Origin of the sequence: Pseudolactococcus raffinolactis NBRC 100932 (assembly GCF_001591765.1) — a bacterium.
In the GTDB taxonomy this organism is placed as follows: Bacteria; Bacillota; Bacilli; order Lactobacillales; family Streptococcaceae; genus Pseudolactococcus; species Pseudolactococcus raffinolactis.
On record NZ_BCVN01000009.1, the window covers coordinates 60625 to 66778 of the forward strand.

9 protein-coding genes are annotated in these 6154 nt (G+C 31.7%); all 9 read right to left on the reverse strand.

The genetic code is table 11. The annotated features are described in order from the left end of the window. Positions 1-363 precede the first annotated feature (363 nt). Positions 364-762, reverse strand: coding sequence for an RNA-binding protein (locus LRA01S_RS04705; protein ID WP_061774466.1), 399 nt, complete (start codon positions 760-762; stop codon positions 364-366). Between the two features lie 143 nt (positions 763-905). Then, positions 906-1106 (reverse strand): hypothetical protein, encoded by a 201-nt coding sequence (locus LRA01S_RS11040; protein WP_061774467.1) that lies wholly within the window; start codon positions 1104-1106, stop codon positions 906-908. A 365-nt stretch (positions 1107-1471) separates the two neighbouring features. Further along, a complete protein-coding gene (locus LRA01S_RS04715; RefSeq protein ID WP_061774468.1) occupies positions 1472-1966 on the reverse strand; it encodes a hypothetical protein in 495 nt (164 codons plus the stop codon). 50 nt (positions 1967-2016) lie between these two features. After that, on the reverse strand, positions 2017-2511 hold the full coding sequence (locus tag LRA01S_RS04720; protein WP_061774469.1) for a hypothetical protein: 495 nt from the start codon (positions 2509-2511) through the stop codon (positions 2017-2019). Further along, positions 2512-3276 carry a hypothetical protein gene (locus tag LRA01S_RS04725; protein WP_144259880.1) on the reverse strand — a complete coding sequence of 255 codons (765 nt, stop codon included), beginning with the start codon at positions 3274-3276 and terminating at the stop codon, positions 2512-2514. A gap of 74 nt (positions 3277-3350) precedes the next feature. Beyond that, a complete protein-coding gene (locus LRA01S_RS04730) occupies positions 3351-3890 on the reverse strand; it encodes a hypothetical protein (RefSeq protein WP_061774471.1) in 540 nt (179 codons plus the stop codon). After that, on the reverse strand, positions 3887-5371 hold the full coding sequence (locus LRA01S_RS04735) for a hypothetical protein (RefSeq protein ID WP_061774472.1): 1485 nt from the start codon (positions 5369-5371) through the stop codon (positions 3887-3889). The genes LRA01S_RS04730 and LRA01S_RS04735 overlap by 4 nt, the downstream gene beginning before the upstream one ends. Continuing rightward, positions 5371-5727, reverse strand: a complete 357-nt coding sequence (locus tag LRA01S_RS04740) for a DUF3958 family protein (RefSeq protein WP_061774473.1) — start codon at positions 5725-5727, stop codon at positions 5371-5373. The genes LRA01S_RS04735 and LRA01S_RS04740 overlap by 1 nt, the downstream gene beginning before the upstream one ends. Next, positions 5727-6035 (reverse strand): TIGR04197 family type VII secretion effector, encoded by a 309-nt coding sequence (locus LRA01S_RS04745; RefSeq protein WP_061774474.1) that lies wholly within the window; start codon positions 6033-6035, stop codon positions 5727-5729. Before LRA01S_RS04745 ends, LRA01S_RS04740 begins: the two co-directional genes overlap by 1 nt. Positions 6036-6154 lie beyond the last annotated feature (119 nt).

Genomic DNA, 6154 nt, shown 5'->3' on the forward strand with positions numbered 1-6154 from the left:
TAGCTGTTCAAACCATTGCTATTACGGCATATCTGGAAAAGTATATAATCATCAATAATTACCAAATATCACTTCTGCCAAGTTTGATATATGGATAAATATGTTATTGCTGATAAACTCTGTCTGAATGAAAATAAATTGCTAGAATACTGTTTTTTTGAAGTTTTAAAGTGTTTTTGTTAAAACATCATGTTAATAAAAGACATACTACTATTAACGATAAATTCTAAAATGTTTTTTCTTCCTTTTCTGATTTTTATATTTTCAGAAAAGTCCCTATCCATAACAGCTTATAATATGATAGCCGATATCTAGTCAAAGTACAAAGTTTTTCCTATCTTTTCCCTCACGTTTTGAACGAATTTATTCTTGTAAATAATTATGATAGAAAATATTAATACTACTAATATTACTACGAGAATCATATTCTGACTCAATCATTCCCCAACTATATTTTTTTCCTGAAACGATCTGATATGATAATAAAATCTTATCATGAATTTGTTTTCGTTCTTTTTCTGTTTCTACTGTAAAATCAAAATCTATATTTAAAAGAGAGAAAGAATAAATTTTTCCATCTCTAAAGAATAGACTTACAATGTATTTTTTGTCGTCAATTATTTGTGGTTCTACAAGATAAATAATTTTATTAGGATTTTGATTATTATAAAAAGAAGTTTTTTTAAACTCTAAAAATGTCAAATTAGAGTGGAGTATCAAATCGGGATAAATCATTATATTACCCGTTTGCAAGTCTATCATATTACTAAAACTCCTTTATTTTAAAATTATGCTTGAAGTTGGTTTTATACTTCCTGATTTCATTAAACCGTCAATATCTAGTATAACTTCCATTTACTCACCTTCCTTTATCAAATATAAAAGATTGTAAGTCAGAAATCAAATTAAAATCCAAAACTATTTCTATCCTCTTCTTCACGTTTCAAACGGATTTGTTCATCAAGATAATTTTTGAGAATTTGAAGTGATTTTATCATAGTCTCTAAGTTATTTCCAGAAGTTCCCTCATACTTCAAAAAATCTACTATCTCGGAATTATCTATATAGGCATACCATAACTCTGTAAATAACTCCCCATTCTCCAACGGATTCCATGCTCAACCCGATAATGATTTAGAATTTACAACTAAATAGTTCGGTATCATAATACTTAAATATCCACCTATACTGCCCGAGTTCATCATACCTTTAGTTCTAGTATCACCAATCCATAACATAAAATCAATATTTCGACATGTTAAAACCATACGAAAGTCTTTATAGAACTGGACATCATTCTCTCCTGTACCTACCCCTCATATTTTTTTAATACAACACTTGCCCCAAAGACTGTCTCCAAAGACTTCTTGATATTGATGTAATCAACTAAGTCTTTATATCCGGTATAACTTCAATTTTTTTATCCTCTTATCAATATATGAAAATAGAAGATTGTAAGGCAGAAATTAACTTAAAATCCAAAACCATTTCTATCATTTTCTTCACGTTTCAAACAGATTTGCTCATCAAGATAATCTTTTAGGATTTGAAAGCATTTTTTTATTGTTTCTAAGTTATATCCTAAATTATTATATCTCAATATATCCCAAATTTCTGAGTTCTTAGGAAATTGATACTCAAAATTATCAAATCTAACTCCATCATCTGCTATATATGGCGCCCAACCTTCTGTTTTTTGTGTTTCAGGTATTAGAATATTAACACTTCCTCCATGAATTCCTTGATTCATCATACCTTTGGTCCGAGTATCTCCAACCCATACAACAAAACTTCTAAGTTTGTACTTCCAAATCATACGAAAATCATTTCGTAATTCAATATCACTTTCACCTTTACCAATACCTTCATATTTGGTAAGAGAGACATTTTCTCCAAAAACATCTGATAATGCTTGATTAACATTAATATAACCTATTGATTTTTTTATATCTGGTATAACTTCCATTTACTACCTTCCTTTATCAAATATAGAAGATTGTAAAATAGAAAATCAAATTAAAATCCAAAACTATTTCTATCATTTTCTTCACGTTTCAAACGAATTTGTTCATCAAGATAATTTTTAAGAATTTGAAACCGTATCCTCAATCCTTCTAAATCATAGCCTAAACTTCCATACATTAAGATATCCCAAGTTTCTGATTTTTCGGGAAATTTATTCATCAAGAACGTGTACCTTATGCCTGCATCGTCTGTATACGGTGCCCAACCTTCAGTCCATTCAGAATCTGGAATAAAAATATTCACTCTTTCTCCATGTCTACCTTGATTCATCATCCCTTTAGTCCGAGTATCTCCAATTTCCAATATAAAGTACCATGTTTGGTACTTCAAAATCATATCAAAATCGTTCCTTCCTACAACATCATTTTCGCCATTGCCAATCCCTATATATCTGACAAGAGATACACTTGTTCCGAATACATCCGATAGGGCTTGATTAACATTAATGTAGCCTATTGAATTTTTAATATCTGGTATTACTTCCATTTAATTCCCTCCCCTAGTAACATGATATAAACCATCAACTCCGGGTTTGTCTAGTATAATATATCCATTGTTTCTAAGTTTATCTATTTCTAATTTATATGAATTTTTCGCCAAGTTAGGATCTGTAGATAATACAAAATCTTTTCTCTGAGCAATCTTCTGATCCAACCATTCAACATTAACTACTTTACCAGCATCTGGTATTTTAGCATCCAACTTATCATACGCATCACCCATATCATAATAATTGTACTTTTTAGCATAGGCTTGTTGTTCATATGAAACCCTTGGGCTCTCATTCCAAGGTCCTAATAAAACCGTTTTAGCACTCGAATTTTGATCACTAGCTTGAACAAAGTGTGAGAGTTGTTCTGACGATAAACTCTTTGCACCTGCTGGTATGCTCTTTAATAATTTATCTAAATGCTTGGTATTAAGCCTAAATTCTGGCGTAATTTTAGTTTCTTTCAGTGATTCCTTAGAGCCATCCGGTATTCTCCCTGTTGCTTGAACAGCTTTAGCTGTTCTTCTCGCCGCAACAACACCCGCAATAGCACTCTCTGCTGGTCTAAAATAATACTCAAATCTTGCAATTTTGCCCTCTAAACCATCCATACTATCGACAGTCAGCTTCTCTGCCTGATTAAAAGAAACAGTCTTGTACTGGTCTTTTTTGAGCTTGTCGCCTTTTTTCTTCAAATCCTCAACCACAGTATTATTCTTAGAAGTCAGTACAGGTAAGTAATCTCCTTTTTGAAGTTTCAAAGTGTTTTTGTTAGAACATGGTGTCAATAAAAGGCATACAACTATCTAGGCTAAACTATAAAATGATTTTCTCTTCATTTTATAGTCTCCACTATTTTCTTTATCTTCTTTTCGTATGTCTCAGCTTTTTTAACGACTTCTCTGATTTCTTCATTTGATGCAACTTCTTTTTTTAATCGTTGATTTGTTTCTTTTATTGGTAAATCGCCCAAAAATTTTTTCTTTCCGTTATCTAAATTCTTCATAGAGTAAATTAGTTGTATCGTATCAATACCGCTGAATTGACCTAAAGTTATTATATAAATTTCCCCTTTATAATTACTTTGCGGTTTTATCCAACCTTTATTTATCGAGATATACTCTATACCGTCTTCATCAAATTCATAACGTATATTCGGATCTATGATAACTAATTTACCCCTGTCATCTTCTTCCGCTGTAATTCCTTGTTTTGCTAATTCATCAATAACTAGTACTTTCTTCTCTCTTAAAGATTGAAGGTAGGATGTTTGTTGTTGATGAACATTGCTAGATAATTTATTACTAATAAAAAGACAAACAATCAATAAGATAGCAAGAAAAAGTAAGAAAACAATTTTCTTTGCTAATTTCATTTTTTTAGCTCCTTCTCTAAATAGCTTAAATAATCTTCATAACCTTCCTTTTTCAACTTATCATAACCTTCCTTAGAATTTGGTATAAAGCCACTCGATATAAGATATTTACTTAATGAAAATCCAGACATAAATTCGTCTCCAAAATCATATGACATAATAATTTTTTCAAGCTCTTTTTTTCCTCTATTAACATCTCCATTACCCAAACCTTTTAAAAATTCTTCCGCTCTATTGATTTGACTATTTGATAGTTGTTCATTATAAATACTATATTCAGACAAAATACTAGTCTGATTCTGTATATATCTATTATAAATATTTGTTACATCTGTATCACTTTGTTTATCATCTCTACCAATACGACCACTCGCAGCATCGCCTTTATAACTTGAAAATTGATTAATTTGTCCAAACATAAACAAATCTAACATTCCTTTTCCAGTAACTATTGGTAAAGAAGTATCCCCTGCAACAGTCTGGTTTTTAAATATTGCCAACGCAATCATTTCGTGGGCAAAATCACGAGTTCTTAAATTATCTGGGGTAGTATCCTCTGAAACTAAATCATGTTGTTGATTAATTGCTTGATAAAGTTTTTCAACTTCTTCATCTGTCAAACCTAATTTCTTGAAATATGCCTTTGTCTTTTCTAGGTCTAAAGTTCCTGCTGTTATCGTCCAGCGTTTTGCTCGATAATTATCACACAATCCCGCAAGCATAGCAAAATATTCATGCTCATTTTTGGGGGGGATACCTTTTTGCGTTTTAAGTAATAATTCTATCGTTTCATCATCAAAACCATACTGTTCTCGATAAATTGCTATTATTTTAGCATTTTTGACATTACTGATACTTTTAGCCCAAGACAAATCTTGTGGCATCATAAAAGTACCACTAGACTCATTCCAAGAACTTTTGACCTGTGCCAAACCTTGTTTAATCGAAGATTCTAAAGCATCAATTTCTGAAAAAATATCTGGAGACGATGCATTAAATTCCCGAAGTCTATCCAACTTTTCAGAAAAAGCTCTGTTCATATCTTGATATAACTGAATTTGTTCTTCATTGGCATAAAGTAATATTGTTTTAATCAAGTCTGGCATTGGATAATACTCAATATTTAAGCGAATATCATAAAGGTTTCTGATTTGCTGGTCGATTTGTGTGAGACTCTCTATCAGCTCCGATTCTTTCCAATCACACGTGTCAACTCTAGCTGTATATTCCTCAGGAAATCTTTTAATCGCCTCTTTCGTTGCCTCTGAAAGCAGTACGCCTCCTTGCGCTAAAGGGTATAAAACGCTCATGAAATATTCTTTAGCCGAATCATAAGTTTTACCGCTCAATCCCTGACTATTGAAATAAAAATCACTGATTGCTTTTTGTAAACTTTCATACCCTTTTACTCGACTATCACACCGTGTCGCAACACTATCAGCCTGTGTTCTGGATTCAGATAAATACATATCAATGCTCATTATCTTTCCTCAATTTCTTCAAAAGCCAGTTTTTGTCTGTCATAATCAAGTTCTTCAAGGTCATAAATGATTTGTCGTCTATTCCCCTGTAATTCTTCCGAGGCTTGGTCTAAATCGGACAATATTCGTTTTGTTTTAAAGTCAAGCTCTCCCATTTTTTGATTCAAAAAACTGGTTAGGTTGCTTTCGGTATGATAAAATTTTTCACTCAAGTCATAGAAAAAACGTTGTTCTTGTTGTGAAAAATTTTGATAATACTCAGTCACTGATTCAACTTGCCGAGTTTCAGCCATGATTCTTTCTTCTTGCTCTTGTAGCTCTCGTTCTCTAAAGTTCAATTCTTCCCAATTAGCCATTAACGCAAGTCCCCCAATAAATCAAAATTTGCTTTAAAAAGTGTTTGACCGATTTTTTTATCCATTGCTTCAAATTCTACTGCGACAGACTGTAAATTTTTTGAGGCCTCTTTTACAGCTAAGGCAATTTCTTTACCTAGACTATCTTCTTTTTCAATTACTTCATGCGCTTTGATATTACCTTGAACAGTTGTTTGAGTGTCTTGGGTAACAGATTGAAATGCCAATACATCAGAAACAGCAGTTTGTAGAGCTGTAGCTTTAGTTTGGGCAAGTCCGACATCACTTTTTAATACGGTATTTCCCATGATTTTCTCCTTGATATTTAATGATTCAATTATATCAAAATATTTCCCTTAATACCCTAAAGAAAAGATAAATTCATTTATCATTACTTTCAATTTCTTTGATTGCACTATCTAATAAA